15 protein-coding genes and 1 tRNA gene are annotated in these 17,637 nt (G+C 64.9%); 14 read left to right on the top strand and 2 right to left on the bottom strand.

Going from position 1 to position 17,637, the window contains the following annotated elements:
• The first annotated feature begins 85 nt into the window (after positions 1-85).
• The 3 genes from HHL14_RS08975 (at position 86) to HHL14_RS08985 (ending at position 3,041) form a co-directional block, all read left to right on the top strand.
• Positions 86-1,399 (top strand): replication-associated recombination protein A, encoded by a 1,314-nt coding sequence (locus tag HHL14_RS08975; protein WP_169497229.1) that lies wholly within the window; start codon positions 86-88, stop codon positions 1,397-1,399.
• 64 nt (positions 1,400-1,463) lie between these two features.
• The gene (gene serS / locus HHL14_RS08980) at positions 1,464-2,759 is read left to right on the top strand and encodes a serine--tRNA ligase (protein ID WP_169497230.1); all 1,296 of its coding nucleotides are present in this window, start codon (positions 1,464-1,466) and stop codon (positions 2,757-2,759) included.
• Positions 2,760-2,950: 191 nt separating this feature from the next.
• Positions 2,951-3,041, top strand: a tRNA-Ser gene (locus tag HHL14_RS08985).
• A gap of 318 nt (positions 3,042-3,359) precedes the next feature.
• On the opposite strand, the gene HHL14_RS08990 is transcribed toward HHL14_RS08985, so the two are convergent.
• The gene (locus tag HHL14_RS08990; protein WP_169497231.1) at positions 3,360-4,901 is read right to left on the bottom strand and encodes a methyl-accepting chemotaxis protein; all 1,542 of its coding nucleotides are present in this window, start codon (positions 4,899-4,901) and stop codon (positions 3,360-3,362) included.
• Positions 4,902-5,226: 325 nt separating this feature from the next.
• Here HHL14_RS08990 and HHL14_RS08995 point away from each other — a divergent pair, with 325 nt between their 5' ends.
• The 11 genes from HHL14_RS08995 to HHL14_RS09045 all read left to right on the top strand — a co-directional run bounded on the left by HHL14_RS08995 (position 5,227) and on the right by HHL14_RS09045 (position 15,695).
• On the top strand, positions 5,227-5,670 hold the full coding sequence (locus HHL14_RS08995) for a (2Fe-2S)-binding protein (RefSeq protein ID WP_169497232.1): 444 nt from the start codon (positions 5,227-5,229) through the stop codon (positions 5,668-5,670).
• A complete protein-coding gene (locus HHL14_RS09000) occupies positions 5,651-7,933 on the top strand; it encodes a xanthine dehydrogenase family protein molybdopterin-binding subunit (protein WP_169497233.1) in 2,283 nt (760 codons plus the stop codon). Before HHL14_RS08995 ends, HHL14_RS09000 begins: the two co-directional genes overlap by 20 nt.
• Positions 7,934-8,003: 70 nt before the next feature.
• On the top strand, positions 8,004-8,366 hold the full coding sequence (locus tag HHL14_RS09005; protein ID WP_169497234.1) for a c-type cytochrome: 363 nt from the start codon (positions 8,004-8,006) through the stop codon (positions 8,364-8,366).
• A 141-nt stretch (positions 8,367-8,507) separates the two neighbouring features.
• Positions 8,508-9,581, top strand: coding sequence for a porin (locus HHL14_RS09010; RefSeq protein ID WP_169497235.1), 1,074 nt, complete (start codon positions 8,508-8,510; stop codon positions 9,579-9,581).
• Positions 9,582-9,620: 39 nt separating this feature from the next.
• On the top strand, positions 9,621-10,604 hold the full coding sequence (locus HHL14_RS09015; protein WP_230412962.1) for an AraC family transcriptional regulator: 984 nt from the start codon (positions 9,621-9,623) through the stop codon (positions 10,602-10,604).
• 413 nt (positions 10,605-11,017) lie between these two features.
• Positions 11,018-11,803, top strand: coding sequence for a type I methionyl aminopeptidase (gene map, locus HHL14_RS09020; RefSeq protein ID WP_169497237.1), 786 nt, complete (start codon positions 11,018-11,020; stop codon positions 11,801-11,803).
• A gap of 179 nt (positions 11,804-11,982) precedes the next feature.
• The gene (locus tag HHL14_RS09025) at positions 11,983-12,516 is read left to right on the top strand and encodes a GNAT family N-acetyltransferase (RefSeq protein WP_169497238.1); all 534 of its coding nucleotides are present in this window, start codon (positions 11,983-11,985) and stop codon (positions 12,514-12,516) included.
• Positions 12,517-12,882: 366 nt separating this feature from the next.
• Positions 12,883-13,728 (top strand): septum site-determining protein MinC, encoded by an 846-nt coding sequence (minC, locus tag HHL14_RS09030; RefSeq protein WP_169497239.1) that lies wholly within the window; start codon positions 12,883-12,885, stop codon positions 13,726-13,728.
• Between the two features lie 103 nt (positions 13,729-13,831).
• On the top strand, positions 13,832-14,647 hold the full coding sequence (gene minD, locus HHL14_RS09035; protein ID WP_167036735.1) for a septum site-determining protein MinD: 816 nt from the start codon (positions 13,832-13,834) through the stop codon (positions 14,645-14,647).
• Positions 14,648-14,661: 14 nt separating this feature from the next.
• Positions 14,662-14,916: a cell division topological specificity factor MinE gene (minE, locus tag HHL14_RS09040; RefSeq protein ID WP_090542927.1), complete on the top strand. Its 255-nt coding sequence runs from the start codon at positions 14,662-14,664 to the stop codon at positions 14,914-14,916.
• Between the two features lie 467 nt (positions 14,917-15,383).
• On the top strand, positions 15,384-15,695 hold the full coding sequence (locus HHL14_RS09045; RefSeq protein WP_169497240.1) for a YXWGXW repeat-containing protein: 312 nt from the start codon (positions 15,384-15,386) through the stop codon (positions 15,693-15,695).
• 260 nt (positions 15,696-15,955) lie between these two features.
• Here HHL14_RS09045 and HHL14_RS09050 read toward each other — a convergent pair whose 3' ends face one another.
• Positions 15,956-17,461, bottom strand: a complete 1,506-nt coding sequence (locus HHL14_RS09050) for a chloride channel protein (RefSeq protein ID WP_230412963.1) — start codon at positions 17,459-17,461, stop codon at positions 15,956-15,958.
• Positions 17,462-17,637: the final 176 nt, after the last annotated feature.

The raw sequence follows: 17,637 nt of genomic DNA on the forward strand, positions 1-17,637 counted from the left end.
CCGCCGCGCACCCCGTGGGCCATGCCTGAAAGGGTTTCGAAAGGTTCGGAAAAGCCCGGAAAGCCGAGATTATCCCCAAAACGTCATGTTTGAAGAAACCCGTGCCAATGTTCCGCTCGCCGAACGCCTGCGGCCACGCAATATCGACGAAGTGATCGGCCAGACGCATCTGCTCGGTCCGAACAAGCCGCTCAGGGTCGCGTTCGAATCGGGCGAGGCCCATTCGATGATCCTGTGGGGTCCGCCCGGCGTCGGCAAGACCACGCTCGCGCGGCTGATGGCCGATGCATTTCACGCGCAGTTCATCGCGCTGTCGGCGGTGCTGTCGGGCGTGAAGGATATCCGCGAGGCGGTCGAGACTGCGCAGATCCATCGCGCGAATGGCCACCAGACGCTGGTGTTCGTCGACGAGGTGCATCGCTTTAACAAGAGCCAGCAAGACGCGTTCTTGCCGCACGTCGAGTCGGGCCTGTTCGTGTTCGTTGGCGCGACCACCGAGAATCCGTCGTTCGAAGTGAATAGCGCGTTGCTGTCGCGCGCCGCGGTCTACGTGCTGAAGAGCCTGACCGACGACGAACAGCGCGAGCTGCTCGACCGGGCGCAGAAGGAACTCGGCGGCCTGACTTTCACCGACGAAGCGAGCGCCGCGCTGATCGGTTCCGCCGACGGCGACGGCCGCAAGCTGCTGAACAATCTCGAGATCGTCGCGCGTGCGGCCGCTCAGCAGAAGACCACCGAGATCGACGGCGCGCTGCTCGGCAGCGCGCTTGCCGAAAACCTGCGCCGCTTCGACAAGGGCGGCGACGCGTTCTACGATCAGATCAGCGCGCTGCATAAATCGGTGCGCGGCAGCAATCCGGACGGCGCGCTGTACTGGTTCTGCCGGATGCTCGACGGCGGCGCGGACCCGCGCTACCTCGCGCGGCGCATCGTGCGGATGGCGTGGGAAGACATCGGACTTGCCGACCCGCGCGCCGCGCGCATCACGCTCGATGCCGCCGAAACCTACGAGCGGCTCGGCACGCCCGAAGGCGAACTGGCGTTGGCGCAGGCGATCATCTACCTCGCGGTCGCGCCGAAATCGAACGCCGGGTACAACGCGTACAACGAGGCGCGGCGCTTCGTCGGCAAGGACCAGTCGCGCGCGGTGCCGGTGCATCTGCGCAACGCGCCGACCAAGCTGATGAAGGAACTCGGCTACGGTCACGACTACCGCTACGCGCACGACGAACCCGATGCGTACGCGGCCGGCGAGACCTATCTGCCGGATGGCATGCGCGAGCCGCATTGGTACGAGCCGACGCCGCGCGGGCTCGAAGGCAAGATCGGCGAAAAGCTCGCGCGCCTCGCCGATCTCGATGCGCGATGGCGCGCGGAGCACAAGCCGAAGAAGGCTTGAGACGTGGCGGCCGTGCCGGTGCGCTAAAATTGCGGTTTCATACAACGAACATCCGTCCCATCCCATGCTCGACATCCAGTTGCTGCGCAAAGACCTCGACGGCGTCGCAAAACGCCTCGCCGACCGCGGCTATATCCTCGACGTCGCGGCCTTCACCGCGCTCGAAGCGGAACGCCGCGATACCCAGACCCGTACCGAAGAAATGCAGGCGCGCCGCAACAGCCTGTCCAGGCAGATCGGCGCGATGAAAGGGCGGGGCGAAGACACGTCGGCGGTGATGGCCGAAGTCGGCGGCCTCGGCGACGAGATGAAGGCGTCGGCGGTGAAGCTCGACGAGATCCAGAAGCGTCTGTCCGATCTGCTGCTCGGCGTGCCGAACCTCGCGCACGAAAGCGTGCCGTTCGGCAAAGACGAAGCCGCCAACGTCGAAGTGCGCCGCTGGGGCACGCCGCGTCAGTTCGACTTCGAGGTGAAGGATCACGTCGACGTCGGCACGCCGCTCGGCCTCGATTTCGAGACCGGCGCGAAGCTGTCGGGCGCGCGCTTCACGATGCTGCGCGGCCAGATTGCGCGGCTGCATCGCGCGCTCGCGCAGTTCATGATCGACACGCACACGCAGCAGCACGGCTATACCGAAATCTACACGCCGTACATCGTCAATCCGGACATCCTGTACGGCACCGGCCAGTTGCCGAAGTTCGCCGACGACATGTTCCGCGTCGAGAAGGGCGGCGGCGAAAATACGATCACGCAGTATCTGATCTCGACCTCGGAAATTTCGCTGACGAACACGGTGCGCGAGAGCATCGTCGAAGGGGATGCGCTGCCGATCAAGATGACCGCGCATTCGCCGTGCTTCCGCTCGGAAGCGGGTTCGTATGGCCGCGACACGCGCGGCATGATCCGCCAGCATCAGTTCGACAAGGTCGAGATGGTGCAGATCGTCGCGCCGGACGCATCGTATGAGGCGCTCGAACAGATGGTCGGCCATGCCGAGGCGATCCTGCAGAAGCTGGAGTTGCCGTATCGCGTGATCACGTTGTGCACGGGCGACATGGGCTTCTCGGCCGCCAAGACTTACGACCTCGAAGTGTGGCTGCCCGCGCAGAACACCTATCGCGAAATTTCGAGCTGCTCGAATACCGAGTCGTTCCAGGCGCGTCGGATGCAGGCGCGCTTCCGCAACGCGCAGGGCAAGCCGGAACTCGTCCATACGCTGAACGGTTCGGGCCTCGCGGTGGGCCGCACGCTCGTCGCGGTGCTCGAAAACTTCCAGAACGCCGATGGTTCGGTGACGGTGCCCGCGGCGCTGCGTCCTTACCTCGGCGGTGTGGAGCGGCTGGAAGTGCCGGCGGCCTGAGCGTCGCTGCGAGCCGGCGCGGTGTCGTCGCGTGGGTGACGATGCCGCGGCTGGTATCGAGGCCTCGCGAAATTTTTTTGAAGTTTTTTCGCCGAGGGGCTTGGAAAACTTATTCGAGCTGTTTTATAATCTTTTTCTCCCAAGCAACGACCCGCTTGGATCCGACAAAGCAACAGCAAGTTGGAATACCCGGAAAGGTGGCAGAGTGGTCGAATGTACCTGACTCGAAATCAGGCGTACGGTTTCCCCGTACCGTGGGTTCGAATCCCACCCTTTCCGCCAAATTCAGAAAACCCCTTGGTCTCATCGAGATCAAGGGGTTTTTGCTTTGGGCGGTCGAATGGCTTTGCCGAGGCAATTCGAAAGTATCATGCTCAACGGCACCGCATTGAATCCGTCGTATAACGCGTTCGCGAGCTTCGCGGCGAGCCACTGAGTGCGAGGCGGCGCTTCGGCAATTCGCGGCGACTCGCGGCGTAATCAGTTCTACGAATCGACCCCGACGTTTCCGCGAAACCATCTGCCAAAGATTTCCGGGCGCCGATAGTCAAGTCCACTCCACTCCTTCTGTCAGCTTGCCGAACAGCAGGAGCGAGCACTTTACGTCACCCTGAACCCCTCCATCACTTCCCGCAACGCCCGCGCCTGATCCGCGAGCGATGCGGCCGCCGCCGCGCTTTCCTCGACGAGCGCCGCATTCTGCTGCGTGACCTCGTCCATCTGCGTGATCGCAATCCCCACTTGCTGGATCCCGTCGCTTTGTTCGCGCGACGCCTGCGCGATCTCGCCGACGATGCCCGTTACGCGCGCGATCGCCGTCTCGATCTGCTGCATCGTGCCGCCCGCGTCTTCGACCAGACCCGCACCACGTTCGACCCGCGACGTCGAATCGGCGATCAGCGCGCCGATCTCGCGCGCCGCGGCCGCCGAGCGTTGCGCGAGGCCGCGCACTTCGCCGGCCACCACCGCGAAGCCGCGGCCTTCGTCGCCGGCGCGCGCGGCTTCGACCGCCGCGTTGAGCGCGAGGATATTCGTCTGGAACGCGATGCTCTCGATCGTGCCGATGATGCCCGTCATCTGCGACGAGCCGGTGTGGATCGCGCGCATCGTCTCGATCATGCTGCCCACCGCGTCGCGGCCATGCGCGACGAGGTTCGATGCGCCGCGCGCGAGTTCGCTCGCCTGTTCGGCGTTGCTCGCGTTCAACTGCACGGTCGCGGTGAGTTGCTCCATCGCCGACGCCGTTTCGCCAAGCGAGGCCGCCTGCTTCTCGGTGCGTTGCGACAGGTCCTGATTGCCCGCAGCGATCTGCTGCGTCGCCGATGCGATCGCCGTCGATCCCGAGCGCACCGCCGCTACCGTGCCGAGCAACTGCTGCTGCATCGCCGCGAGCGCGCGCAGCAGCGTGCCCATCTCATCGTTCGCGTGGACCGTTGCGCGCGTGCTCAGGTCGCCCGCGGCGATCGCGTCGAACTGATGCATCGCGCTCGCGAGCGGTTGCATGATCGCGCGGCGTAGCGAACGCCAGCTCAGGAACGCGACCGCGAGCGCGAGCACGATGCTCGCCGCGCAGGTGGCGAGCATCGCGTGAAAGAGCGCGTTGGAGCGCGCGCCGGCCGCGCTCGCCTGACTGTCGAGGTAGCTCTCGAGCTTGCCCTGGCTCGTGTTCATCGCGGTGTACAGCGCGATCAGATGCTGCGCGCGGCTCTCGTCCATCCAGCCAGTGTCGCCGCCGCGGATCGCGTCGATCAGCCTGTCGATGCCATCGTGGCGCACCGCGTTGCGCTTCGCGTCGAGATCGTCGGTCAGGGCGGCCAGATCGGCGGCCTTCGGCAGCGCACGGAATTCGGCCCAGCGCCGATCCGATTCCGCGAGCAGGCCGTTCGCGCGATCGAGCTGCATCGCTAGCTGCGGCGAGTGCGGATTGGCCATCGCCCAATCGAGCCCGAAGCGCGCCCGCGACATCGCGGTACCCGACTTGCCCAGCGCGACCACCGACGCGTAATGCACCGCATACGCGTCGCGTTGCGCGCGATTGCTTTCGGCCATGCCGACGATGCCGATCGCGCCAGTCGCGATCAGCAGCACAGCGAGGAATGCAATCGTGGCGGCGATGCGCGCATTGAGCGTGAGATTTTTCATGGAAGGGAGGAGTCAGGTTGCCGTAATGGTTTAATTCGTTTCTTTAGTGAAACAAATATCCATTTGTGGAATGAATAGTCGTCTTTAACGGCATCGAAGAGCGAACTATTTAGGCCTCTGTGCGGCGCTGCTTCAGAGCCAGTCGGCATTCCAGGGAAAACGCGAGGTTTGGCCGTTTTCGGGCACTTCGGGATACCCGCGAGACGATCGGCAACCTATTCGGGCGGCTGTGTCATTGCCGCACATTTTGTCCGCCTCAAGAATCCCACTCATCGCGTTCGTCGTGACGGACACCTCGGGCGGCGATTTTTGGGAGAGACCGAGCATGCAATTCACACTGAACGGAAAACCGTTCGATTTCGACGGCGATCCCGACACGCCGCTCCTGTGGGTGATCCGCGACGCCGCGGCGCTCACGGGCACCAAGTACGGTTGCGGTATCGGCGCGTGCGGTGCGTGCACCGTGCATCTGGAAGGCGAGGCGACGCGTTCGTGCGTGCTGCCGGTGTCGGCGGTGGCGGGGCGCAACATCACGACGATCGAGGGACTGTCGGCCGACGTCACGCATCCGGTGCAGCAGGCGTGGATCAAGAAAGACGTGCCGCAATGCGGCTATTGCCAGTCGGGCATGGTGATGGCCGTGGCGGCGCTGCTGCGCCAGCATCCCCATCCGACCGATGCGCAGATCGATCAGAGCGTGACGAATCTGTGCCGCTGCGCGACCTATCACCGTATCCGCGAGGCCGTCCATGTCGCAGCGAATTCCTGAGCTTCTCGCGGCGTGCGCGGCGGCGCAGATCGACGAGCCCGCGCCTGCGCCGCGTAGCGAAAGCCGTCGCGCGTTCCTGAAGAGCGGCGCCGCGACCGGTTTCGCGATCGCCGGCAGTCTCGTGTTGCCGCTCGCGTGGAGCACGCACGCTGAAGCGGCCGCAGCAGCCGAAGCGGGCGAGAGCGCGCATGGTGCGGCAAGCACCGGCGCTTTCCACGAAATCAACGACTGGGTCCGTGTCGATCCCGACGGCCGTACGATCATCGGCCTGTCGCAATGCGAGGTGGGGCAGGGTGTCTACACCGGCTTGCCGCAGGTGCTCGCCGACGAGATGGATGCCGACTGGCGCCGGGTGAGCGTCGAGTTCGTCACGGGCCGCGACGCGTACCGTATTTCCGCCGCGAACGAGATGCCGCAGCAGTTCGTCGGCGCATCGATGTCGGTGACGATGTTCTACATGCGCTTGCGCACCGCCGGCGCGCAGGCGCGCGCGGCGTTTCTGAAGGCGGGCGCGCAGCATCTCGGCGTGCGCCCGACCCAATGTACGGCGAAAAGCGGTCGCGTGATTCACGTGCAGACGGGGCGCTCGGTCGGCTACGGCGAATTGCTCGACGCGGTCGCGAAGCTGCCGCTCGATCCGCAGCCGCGCCTGAAGCCGGAGTCCGCGCACACGCTGATCGGTCAGTCGCTCGGCAAGCTCGACGCGCCTGCGAAAGTGAGCGGCCGCGCGCAATTCGGCGTCGACGTGAACGTGCCCGGCATGCTGAACGGCGCGGTGAAAATGGCGCCGACGCTCAACGGCAAACCGGTGGCCGTGCGCAATCGCGACGCGGTGCGCGCGATGCCGGGTGTCGTCGAGATCGTGCAGGCGAAGGACGCGATCATCGTGGTTGCCGCGACCTACTGGCAGGCGAAGAAGGCGAGCGATGCGCTCGACGTGCAATGGGACGACGCCGGCACGCCGTCGTTCGATAGCCCGACGATTCTCGCGCAACGCAAGGCCGCGCTGATGTCGGAGCACGCGGTGGTCGCGACGCGGATAGGCGATGCCGCCGCGCAATTCGTCGGCGCGCAGCGGGTCGTCGAAGCGGACTACCACACGCCGTACATCGTTCACGCGACGATGGAGCCGGTCAACGCGACCGTGCACGTGCGCGAGCACGACATCGAAGTGTGGGGGCCGATCCAGGGGCAGGACAAGGTGCGCTGGACGCTCGGCGCGATTTTCAAAATGCCGGCCGACAAGGTGATCGTCAACACGACGTTCCTCGGCGGCAGCTTCGGGCGCAAGTACGTGCCGGACTTCGTGATTCACGCGGCGGTGGCGTCGAAGGCGGTGGGGCGGCCGGTCAAGGTGATCCGCTCGCGCGAGGACGACATCCGTCACGGCTTCTACCGGCCTTGCGCGTCGGCGCGTATGCGCGCGGTGCTCGGCGCCGACGGCTATCCGCAGGCGATGCATATCCGCGTGGCCGGACAGTCGCTGTACTGGTCGATCAAGCGCGACTACTACGAAAAGGCGGGCGGCTGGGACGAGACGATGCTCGACGGTCTGTACGACCTCGGCTATCGCGTGCCGAATCTGCTGGTCGATTCGGTGAACGTGAACCAGCCGATTCCGGTGAGCTTCATGCGCAGCGTCGGCAGCACGTCGAGCGTGTTCTTTCTCGAGAACTTCATCAACGAACTCGCGCACGCCGCGCATATCGATCCGCTCACGTATCGCCGCACGCTGCTGCGTGACGATCCGCTCGCGCTGCGCGTGCTCGATCGCGCGGCCGCCAAAGCGGGCTGGTCGAGCAAGCCGGCGCCCGGCGTGCATCGCGGCATCGCTTATTGCCTCTACACCGGCCGTGGCGGCGCGTTCACGACCTACGTCGCGCTCGTCGTCGAACTGAAGATGGTGAACGGCAACGCGAAGCTCGAACGCGTCGTCTGCGCGGTCGACTGCGGCCGCGCGATCAATCCGATGCTGATCCAGCAGATGATGGAAGGCGGCATCGGCTTCGCGCTGACCAACACCTTCAAGAGCGAGATCACGTTCAAGGACGGCGCGGTCGAACAGCAGAATTTCGCCGACTATCCGCTGCTTTATCTCGCGCAGATGCCGAAGGTCGAGGTCGTGATCGTCGACAGCGATCGCGTGCCGCAAGGCTGCGGCGAGGTGGTGCTGCCGCCCGTCGCGCCCGCGGTGGCCGAGGCGCTGTATCAGGCGAACGGCACCCGGCTGCGCACGATGCCGCTCGATCAACCGCTCGCCTGAACCTCTTCACGTCGCACCCGCTTCATACCCGCTTCATACCCGATTCACACCGATAAATAGAAGACACCTCATGATTCGCGCATTGATCGTTCCTCTCGTCGCTGTTCTCGCCGCGACCTCGGTATCGGCGGCCCAGGCCAAACCCGCCGAACCAGTCCAACCCGCCGTCGATGCCGCGCGCGCTCAGGATCTCGCCAAACAGCACGCGTGCTTCGGCTGCCACGCGGTCGACAAGAAGCTCGTCGGCCCCGCCTATCGCGACGTCGCCGCGCGCTACGCCGGCAAGCCGGGCGCACTCGCGACGCTCGTCGCGCACGTGCAGAACGGCACCTCCGGTGGATGGGGCGCGGTGCCGATGCCGCCGAACCAGATCAGTACCGCCGACGCGCAGACCGTCGTGCAATGGATTCTCGCCGGCAGCAGGAGCAACTGATTCCAGTCAGCCAGGACCCCGGCTCGCAGCACCCCCGCAATACCCCTGCAGTACCAGATCGCAGTAAAAACCGGATCCGCCGCAGAGCTCGGCAGGATTTCACATTAATAAGTACTACTTTAATTCGGGTTGGAGATTGAGATGAAGAAGTTCTGCGCGGCAGCCGTGCTTGCAGGCACGGCGGGGCTGGCTTTCGGCCAGAGCAGTGTGACGCTGTACGGTATCGTCGATACCGGCGTCGAGTACTACAACAATGCGGCCAAGGGCGGCAGCTTCGTCGGCATGCCGACGCTCACGGGCGAGGTGCCGTCGCGCTTCGGCCTGCGCGGCGTCGAAGATCTGGGCGGCGGCTACAAGACCTTCTTCGTGCTCGAGAACGGCTTTGCGACTTCGACCGGTGGGCTGAACTACGGCGGTCGTCTGTTCGGCCGTCAGGCGAACGTCGGCGTGAGCAGCGACTACGGCACGATCACGCTCGGCCGGCAGATGAACATGTCGATGTACGTGTTCCTCAACGCGGACGTGATCGGCCCGTCGATCCATTCGATGGCGAACTTCGACAGCTATCTGCCGAATGCGCGCAGCGACAACGCGGTCGGCTACCTCGGCAAGTTTCACGGCGTGACGGTCGGTGGCACGTATAGCTTCGGTCGCGACGCGGCGGGCCCGGCGGGTCCGTCGGCGACCAACTGCGGCGGCCAGATCGCCGGCGATTCGGTCGCGTGTCGCCAGTACACGGCGATGGTCGCGTACGACAGCGGCTGGGGCGGCGCGGCGGTTTCGTACGACGAGATGAACGGCGGTCCGGGTGCGAGCGCGCCGCTCACGAGCCGCGACGACACCGACAAGCGGCTGATCGTCGACGGCTACCTGACCTACCAGGGCGGCAAGGTCGGCGCCGGCTGGATCCGTCGCAACACGTCGGCGGCGGTGCATCAGCAGACCGATCTGTTCTTCCTCGGCGCGAACTACTTCGTCACGCCCGCGCTGTCGTTCGACGCGCAGGGCATCCGCTACATCGTGCGCTCGCAGTCTAGCTCGACGATGGTGGTCGGCCGCGCGAACTATCTGCTGTCGAAGCGCACCACGGTATATTCGTCGGTAGCGTACATGTTCAACAGCCCGCTCGCGGCGAATTCGGTCGCGGCGGCCGGCACGGTGACGCCGGGCGCGAACCAGCTCGGCGTGATGGTGGGCATCCAGCAGCGCTTTTAAACCACGATACGGAGACAGAGGGAAATGGCGGCGGACCTGTTGAGCGACACTCTCGCGGATTTGCGCGCGGACGCGGTCGTGACCGGCCATTTCTCGCTGACCGCGCCGTGGGCATTCCTGAAAGGGGCCGTCGACGGCGCGGCGTTTCGCACCGTCTTCGGCAGCCCGTTTTACATCATCGTGGAAGGGATGGAGCCGGTGCGCGTCGAGACCGGCGACTTCGTGCTGTTGCCGCATGGGCACGAACACGTGCTCGCGTCGTCGCCGGAAGTCGTGCCGGTGCCGTTCGACAATCTGATGGCCGACCAGGGCATCCGGCCGAGCTTCGATACGCCGCTGCATTTCACCGCGGGCGGCGGCGGCTCGGTCAGCGATCTGTACACCGGGATTATGACGTATCGCGAGGCGATGCGCAGTCCGCTCTTCAGCGTGCTGCCGCCGCTGATTCACGTGCGCGCGAACGATCCGGCCGTCGGGCCGTGGCTCGCGAGCACGCTGATGGCGTTCATCCGCGAATCGATGGCGGCGCAGCCGGGTTGGGCCGTCGCCGCCGCGCGTCTCGCCGACGTGCTGTTCGTGCAGCTGCTGCGCGCGCATCTGGCGTCGGCGATCAATCACACGGGCTGGCTGCGCGGGCTGATGGACCCGCAGATCGGCAAGGCGATCGCGCTGCTGCATCGGCAGCCGGAGCGGGGCTGGACCGTCGAATCGCTGTCGGCAGAGGCGGGCATGTCGCGCTCGCGCTTCAGCGCGCGCTTCGTCGAGCTGGTCGGCGACACGCCGATCGGCCATCTGACCTCGTACCGCATGTATCTGGCGAGCGGCGCGTTGCGCGATCCGCGGCGACGCCTGATCGAGATTGCCGAGAGCGTCGGCTATGCATCGGAGAAGGCGTTTATTCGCGCGTTCCGGCGCTGGTCGGGAATGGCGCCGAAGCAATACGCGCGCAATCAGCGTGATCCGTACGATATGGCGCGAAGCGGCGCGGCGAGACTGGAAGAGGTGGGCTCGAAATTTAGTTAGAAAGACTAAGTGAGTTGCGGGGCGGCGATTCGTTTCAGCGTGCTTCAGGCCTTCAAAGCCGGTGTTTTTTTCGCACGCCCTGGTCCGCCCGCATCGACACACCGCCGGAACGAAGCCGCGGAAAAACCCCGGCAAAATCTCGACTGCCACCGCCCAACCGTCCGCCGTATCGTTTGCGCGGTCGCTGTAAACAGGCCCGATAGCGGCGCCCGCCGCACCGCTCGCCACCTCTTCGCCGGGCGCGCCATTCGCGCTTTCTTATCCCCGCTTTAGCCAGTTTGAGTCAGGTCCGGCCGCGATCCTCTGTACAATTGCCCAAAATCGCCCGAGCGGGCGGCGGTTGCGGGCCGCCCGGCATTCGACCCCGGCGGATCGTTTCGCGCTTCATCCCGCGACTCACATCGACAGAATTCATGGCCATTACCTACAAGACCCCCGACGACATCGCGAAGCTGCGCATTGCCGGCCGCCTCGCCGCCGACGTACTGGCGATGATCGGCGAACACGTCAAGGCCGGCGTGTCCACCGACGACCTCGACGCGCTGTGCAACGACTACATCGTCAACACGCAGAAGGCCATCGCCGCGAACGTCGGCTATCTGGGCTTTCCGAAGACCGTCTGCACGTCGGTCAATAGCGTGGTGTGCCACGGCATTCCGAATCGCAACGAAGTCCTGAAGGACGGCGACATCATCAATATCGACGTCGCGGTCATCAAGGACGGCTATTTCGGCGACACCAGCCGCATGTACTGCGTCGGCCAGCCGAGCCCGGTGGCACGCCAGCTGGTCGACACGACCTACGAGGCGATGGTGGCCGGCATCCGCGAGGTGAAGCCGGGCGCGACGCTCGGCGACGTCGGCTATGCGATCCAGAAGATCGCGCAGCGCGACGGTTTTTCGATCGTGCGCGACTACTGCGGCCACGGCATCGGCAAGGTCTATCACGAGGATCCGCAGGTGCTGCACTACGGCCAGCCGGGGCAGGGCGTGCGCCTGAAGCCGGGCATGGTCTTCACGATCGAGCCGATGATCAACGCGGGCCGCGCCGGCACTTCGGTGCAGCGCGACGGCTGGACCGTGATCACCAAGGACCGCTCGCTGTCCGCGCAATGGGAACACATGGTCGCCGTGACCGACGACGGTTATGAACTGCTGACGCCGTGGCCGGACGGCACGGGTCTTTACGAGGCGCCGTAAGCGCGCCCGGTTCGCCCGCGAAGCTTGCAGCCGATGCGGGTCGCATCGACCGCCGCGCCGCGGGTTCGGCGCCGATGCGAACACGTCGCGCGGCTGCCTATTCTGGTCAATAATAAATTTGACTCTCCGGCCGGTTCGGTTAAAGCTACGCGTTAGGGTTTTCAGGGGTTTTCGTCTGCATGAGTCCGTCATTGACCGTTCGCCGCATCACTGCCGATCAGGGCGCCGTTTTTCGCGAGCTCCGTACCGCGTCGCTGCGAGAGGCGCCGTATGCCTTCGGCGCGACACTCGAGGACGCGTTGTCGGCCGATGCGGCCAGTTTCAACGCCACCGCGGCGGATCACGCGGTGTCGCTGTCCGTCAGTACTTTCATTCTGTACACCGAGGGCCATCCGGCTGGGCTGATCGAGGCGCATGTCGACGACGCCGAGGTGCGTCGCGCGTTCGTCTGCGAACTGTGGGTCGCGCCGGCGGTGCGTCATCTGCGGGGCGGCGAGCTGCTCGTCGACACTGCTAGCAACTGGCTCGCCAGTGTCGGCGCGACCGAAATCTACGCGTGGGTCGCCGACGCGAACCGCACCGCGATGCGCTTTTACGAGGCGCTCGGTTTCGGTCCGGCCGGCGAGCATCGGCGCGTCGAGCGCGCGGCCGATCAGGTCGAAAGTTTGCTGGTGCGGCACGTGCCGACCACTTCGCAGGTGTTCCAGCAGTGAGCCCGCGAGCGGCGCCGGGGCGGCGTTGTGGTTTCGCTGCGTGACCGGCTTTGCTGCACGGTCTTCGCTTTACAGACCTGGCCTCACAACCTCCGCTTCACCCTCTCCGTTTAGCAGTCGCTGCTATAAAGCCCCCCCGGTCTCACCGCCGCGACTTCACAATCTCCGCTGCAACGCTTTCTTCCACCCGCACCGCGCACTTTCCAGCCGCTTCCCGTACGCTTTTCGCGAGGTACGCGCGAGCCATCGGGCGTCGCCTTTCGCGGGTCTTGCGGCGTCGCATGCGCGTGCGCCGATTCTTCCGGCAAAAAAACTGGTAGTGCGCGTGTACGCCTGTAAAATACGCAAAAATTTTTGCCGAACGCTATGTCGCCCAAGAAATCGCCCTTTTTCGAACTGCGCAGCGGCTCTGTCGACACGCTGATGTTCGTGGTCAAAACGACCGACCTCGACGCGATGCGTGCCGAACTGACGCGGCGCTTCGAGGCGACCCCCGAATTTTTCGCTAACGACGTCGTCGCGATCGACGTGCGGCGTCTCGCCGCCAACGAACGCGTGCCGCTCGCCGAGATCGCGCAACTGCTCGACAGCGTGCGGATGCGCCCGATCGGCGTGGTCGCGAATGCGGAGCAGGCGTGGGCGGCGGAGTCGGCATTGCCGTTGCTCGAAGCGCGCGACCGCCGTGGCGCGGCTGCGAAGCAGCCCGACGAAGACAGCGTGGCGGCAGCGGCAAACACGGCCGCAGGCGCCGGCACGGCAGCCGCGGCAACCGGCAACGCGAGCGAATCCGCCGACGAGTCTGAAAGCACGGCCACCGCCGCCGCAATCGAACCCGCAGCCGCATCCGTGGCCGAACCGGTGCGGCTCGCCACTTCGCCGCAAACGATGGTGATCGACAAGCCGCTGCGCTCCGGTCAGCGCATCTACGCAAAAGGCGATCTGGTCGTACTCGGTCTCGTCAGCTACGGCGCCGAGGTGATCGCGGAAGGCAACATCCATATTTATGCACCGCTGCGCGGCCGCGCATTGGCCGGCGTGCAGGGCAATCACGACGCGCGGATCTTCTGCACGTGTCTGGAGCCGGAACTCATTTCGATCGCGGGCATCTATCGAACGACCGAGAACCCACTGCCTGCCGACGTACTCGGCAAGCCGGTGCAGATCTGGCTCGAAGAAGAAAAATTAATGATTGAACCACTGCGGCTCACCTGAGAGACGCGACGCGCGCGTGGCCCCGGCATGGTCCGGCGTACGGCGTTTCGCGGAAAAAAGGCCGCAGATAACTGATGCATTTGACGAACACAGGGTAAGGGTAATGGCAAAAATCATTGTGGTGACTTCGGGCAAGGGCGGCGTGGGCAAGACGACCACGAGCGCGAGTTTTGCATCGGCCCTCGCATTGCGTGGCAGCAAAACCGCCGTGATCGACTTCGACGTCGGCCTGCGTAACCTCGACCTCATCATGGGCTGCGAACGCCGGGTCGTGTACGACCTGATCAACGTGATCCAGGGCGAAGCGAATCTGAACCAGGCGCTGATCAAGGACAAGAAGTGCGAAAACCTGTTCATCCTGCCGGCGTCGCAAACGCGCGATAAGGATGCGCTGACGATGGAAGGCGTCGAGAAGGTCATCAACGACCTGATCGCGATGGACTTCGAATACATCGTCTGCGATTCGCCGGCCGGTATCGAATCGGGCGCGCTGCTGGCGATGCACTTCGCCGACGAAGCGCTGATCGTGACGAACCCGGAAGTGTCGTCGGTGCGCGACTCCGATCGCATTCTCGGCATCCTGTCGTCGAAGACCAAGCGCGCGATCGAAGGCAAGGAGCCGATCAAGGAACACCTGCTGATCACCCGCTACAACCCGAAGCGCGTCAACGAAGGCGAAATGCTGTCGTTGACCGACATCCAGGAAATTCTGCGCATCGATCTGATCGGCGTGATTCCGGAATCGGAAGCGGTGCTGCACGCGTCGAACCAGGGTCTGCCGGCTGTGCATCTCGACGGTACCGACGTGGCCGAAGCCTATAAGGACGTCGTGTCGCGTTTCCTTGGCGAGCAGAAATCGCTCCGCTTTGTCGATTACCAGAAGCCCGGGCTGCTGCAGCGCCTCTTCGGCACCAAGTAAGGGGAGCGCACGTAATGTCGATTCTTTCGTTTTTGCTGGGCGAGAAAAAGAAGTCCGCGTCGGTAGCGAAGGAACGCCTGCAGCTGATCATCGCGCACGAGCGCGCCGGCGGCCATCCGCCCGCCGATTATCTGCCTGCGTTGCAACGCGAACTGGTGGCCGTGATTTCGAAGTACGTGAAGATCTCCGACGACGACATTCGCGTGAGCCTCGAGCGTCAGGACGATCTCGAGGTGCTCGAAGTCAAGATCGAAATCCCGCAGGCCTGATCGGACAGGCCGCGCTTTCGACGCGGCCGTTCCGGTTTCAACGCCATGCAGGGCGCCGCAGGGTAGCGCGTGGTTGGACGACGCGATGCTCTGTGGCTTTCGTGTGCGCGTTTGCTTGAGCGGCATTGGTGGCGTCAGTTGCGCGTTCGGGCTTGCCGGCTCTTTAGTGCCGAGTGCCGAATGCTGCTGCTTCGGCGCAGCGTTGTCGCCACGATGCCTCGGCGGTGGCTTTCCGATAGCCGCCTTCCGCATGCTGTTCTTCCTTCGCTACGCTCTCCATCGGGCTTCGACACAGAAGCCTCGTCTCTGCGCTTTGCCGCACGCCGCATTTTTCGCCGTTCGCGCTTCAGTCGAAATAATCCGTTGCACTTCAGCGGCCGCCGTTACACGCGCGCGGTCAGCGTTGCGTCGCCCTCGCGCATTAAACCGGTAACGCCGGATCCGGTGTTCAACCAAAGAGGGAAATCATGAACAGAACCTTTCGTCTGCTGCTCGCCAATACCGTTCTGATCGCCGCTGGTGCGGCCGCGATGGCCTCGGCTTCGGCCGCGGAGGTCGTGATCGTCGCGCCTTCGGCGCCGCCGGTGGCGCGCTTTGAAGCGGTGCCCGCGCCGCGTGCCGGCTATGTGTGGGACCACGGCCACTGGCGTTGGGATCACGGCCGCTACGTGTGGGTCGCCGGACACTGGCAGGCCGAACGCGTCGGCTATCACTGGATGCCGGGTCACTGGGTCGAGCATGGTCCGAACTATCGCTGGGTGCCGGGCCACTGGGCTTGATGACGGCATCGACGACGCAGCCGCGTCGACCAGACCGCGGCGCGTGGCGTAGCGCCGCGATCGACATCGCCTGCGCCGCGCGCTTCGACTGGATCACTGAGGCGCCGACGACCGCGCGCCGCTGAACATGGATGTGGAGAAAGACCCGATGAAAAAGAATCTGCTCGTGCTCGCCGCGTTGGCGGTGATGCTCGCCGGCTGTGTCGTCGTACCCGCGCGGCCGATGTATGTGCACGCGCCGCGCGTGGTGGTCTACTGACTTACTGACGCGGTGGTGTCGTAGTGTCTTCCGACGTGTTGGTGGAGACGTCGGTGGACGTATCGGTCGCGGCGTTTCCGATCGTGTCCGCGGCGGTAGAGGTGGTAGAGGCGGTGGCGTTGCCGGCGGCCTGTTCAGCGTCGCGATCACCGTCACCGTCGGCATGGAGCGCTGCGGCTTCAGCTTCGGGTTCGAGCGCCTCGACCTCGGGCACTTCCGGCACGGGTGCCGGCGCCGGCTGCGGCAGCGGCGCCATATAGCGCTGCGCGAGCGAGTCATAAAGCGGCGGCGCGAACAGGCGCGACACGCGGCTCGCAATCAACGCGGTGGCCATCAGCGAAATCACCAGCGCATGGCCATCGATCATCTCCATCACGATCACGAACGACGTGATCGGCGACTGCGTGACCGCGGCGAGATAGCCGACCATCGCGAGCGCGATCAGCATCGGCAACTGCATCGAGCCGAACACCATGTGCAGCAGATTGCCGAAGCCCGCGCCGATCGACAGCGACGGCGCGAAGATGCCGCCCGGAATGCCGGGCAGGTACGAGCCGATCATCGCGATCATCTTCAGGAACGGATAGAACATCGACAGTTGCTCGTGTCCATCGAGCAGCCCGCGCGCTTCCGAGTAGCCGCTGCCGAAGGTCGTGCCGCCCGAGATCAGGCCGACGACTGCGATCGCGAAGCCGCACAGCGCGGCAAACGCGACCGGCCGCTCGCCATGCAACTGCCGCAGCGGGGCCGGAATCCAGCGCGCGGTGTTGAGCAGCAGCCAGCCGAATATGCCGCCCGCGATGCCCGTGACGAGCGCGGTGAGCAGCACCGCGAGCGCGAGCAGATCGGGGAAATGCGCGCCGATCTGGATCGTGCCGAAATACGTGTAGTTGCCGTTGAGCCCCAGCGCGATCACGCCGGCGATGATGATCGCGGTAATCAGCACGCCGCTCGCGCGCGCCTCGAAGCTGCGCGTGAGTTCCTCGATCGCGAACACGATGCCGGCGAGCGGCGTGTTGAATGCCGCCGACAAGCCCGCGGCCGCGCCCGCCAGCACGAGTTGCCGCTCGATCGCCGCGTTCGAGCGCGGATAGAAGCGGCGCAGATTGAACATCAGCGCGGCGCCGACCTGCACCGTCGGTCCTTCGCGGCCGATCGTGAAGCCGCCGAGAATCCCGAGTAACGACACGCCGATCTTGCCGATCAGAATCCGCAGCGACAGCAGTCGCGTGCCGGATTCGCCGGTCTTCGTATGCAGGGTCGCGATGACCTGCGGAATGCCGCTGCCCTCGGCGCCGCGAAAGAACGTGCGCGTGAGCCATACCGCGAGCGCGGCGACTGCCGGCGTGATCAGCAGCGGTGCCCACAGATAGCGATGCTGCAGGTCGCGAAACGCGTCATAGCCCCAGTCGATCAGACGCGCGTACAGCACCGCGACGAGACCGACCGCGATCGCACCGAGCCAGAAGACGCCATATTGTCGCCACAGGCGTTTTGCGCGGCGCATGACGGTAGACGGGCGGAAAGAGAAGGACTGGGGCATGGCGGCTAGCGGGACAGGCAAGCGAATAGGGAACGCGCGGGGAAACGTGCGGAAACTCGGTGCGGAAACGCGCGTAAAGGGGCCAAGTATAAAACGCGGGGCGCGAACGGATCGGCGACGGATGTAAGAAAGTATTTTGA

Source organism: Paraburkholderia antibiotica, from assembly GCF_012927125.1.
In the GTDB taxonomy this organism is placed as follows: Bacteria; Pseudomonadota; Gammaproteobacteria; order Burkholderiales; family Burkholderiaceae; genus Paraburkholderia; species Paraburkholderia antibiotica.

What these genes read in the sequence shown, in the direction of transcription:
- minD (WP_167036735.1), top strand. Translation starts at nt 13,832, where the DNA reads ATGGCAAAAATCATTGTGGTGACTTCGGGCAAGGGCGGCGTGGGCAAG.
- minC (WP_169497239.1), top strand. Translation starts at nt 12,883, where the DNA reads ATGTCGCCCAAGAAATCGCCCTTTTTCGAACTGCGCAGCGGCTCTGTC.
- HHL14_RS08990 (WP_169497231.1), bottom strand. Translation starts at nt 4,901, where the DNA reads ATGAAAAATCTCACGCTCAATGCGCGCATCGCCGCCACGATTGCATTC.
- HHL14_RS09050 (WP_230412963.1), bottom strand. Translation starts at nt 17,461, where the DNA reads ATGCGCCGCGCAAAACGCCTGTGGCGACAATATGGCGTCTTCTGGCTC.
- HHL14_RS09005 (WP_169497234.1), top strand. Translation starts at nt 8,004, where the DNA reads ATGATTCGCGCATTGATCGTTCCTCTCGTCGCTGTTCTCGCCGCGACC.
- minE (WP_090542927.1), top strand. Translation starts at nt 14,662, where the DNA reads ATGTCGATTCTTTCGTTTTTGCTGGGCGAGAAAAAGAAGTCCGCGTCG.
- HHL14_RS09000 (WP_169497233.1), top strand. Translation starts at nt 5,651, where the DNA reads ATGTCGCAGCGAATTCCTGAGCTTCTCGCGGCGTGCGCGGCGGCGCAG.
- HHL14_RS08975 (WP_169497229.1), top strand. Translation starts at nt 86, where the DNA reads ATGTTTGAAGAAACCCGTGCCAATGTTCCGCTCGCCGAACGCCTGCGG.
- HHL14_RS09025 (WP_169497238.1), top strand. Translation starts at nt 11,983, where the DNA reads ATGAGTCCGTCATTGACCGTTCGCCGCATCACTGCCGATCAGGGCGCC.
- HHL14_RS09045 (WP_169497240.1), top strand. Translation starts at nt 15,384, where the DNA reads ATGAACAGAACCTTTCGTCTGCTGCTCGCCAATACCGTTCTGATCGCC.
- HHL14_RS09010 (WP_169497235.1), top strand. Translation starts at nt 8,508, where the DNA reads ATGAAGAAGTTCTGCGCGGCAGCCGTGCTTGCAGGCACGGCGGGGCTG.
- serS (WP_169497230.1), top strand. Translation starts at nt 1,464, where the DNA reads ATGCTCGACATCCAGTTGCTGCGCAAAGACCTCGACGGCGTCGCAAAA.
- map (WP_169497237.1), top strand. Translation starts at nt 11,018, where the DNA reads ATGGCCATTACCTACAAGACCCCCGACGACATCGCGAAGCTGCGCATT.
- HHL14_RS08995 (WP_169497232.1), top strand. Translation starts at nt 5,227, where the DNA reads ATGCAATTCACACTGAACGGAAAACCGTTCGATTTCGACGGCGATCCC.